We start from the raw sequence: 273 nt of genomic DNA on the forward strand, positions 1-273 counted from the left end.
TTACGGTTCCAGGAGTCTTAGTGTCGATAGGTGTTTGACCTTTATCAACCGTAATTGTTGTACCGTCTGGTTGGTTTGGAACAGTGACTTTAGTAATGATGTCACTGTCAGAAGGACCACTTTCTCCATACTTCTTAGTGATTCCGCCGTCAACCTTTGGCGTATGAGTTTCACTCTGAGGCTTTCCTACAGTAACCTTTACTGTTGCGTGATCTTTAGAACCATCCTTATATGTAATGGTTACAGGAATATCGAAAGTACCAGGCTGAGTGC

General features: G+C 42.9%; 1 protein-coding gene. It reads right to left on the bottom strand.

Annotation, left to right across the window (positions count from 1 at the left end; all coding sequences use genetic code 11):
- Nucleotides 1-273: Rib/alpha-like domain-containing protein (locus tag QP437_RS10715; RefSeq protein ID WP_285267735.1), on the bottom strand; the 273-nt coding region annotated here is incomplete at both ends.

The organism is Haemophilus sp. UMB1048 (assembly GCF_030218125.1).
Classification (GTDB): Bacteria; Pseudomonadota; Gammaproteobacteria; order Enterobacterales; family Pasteurellaceae; genus Haemophilus_D.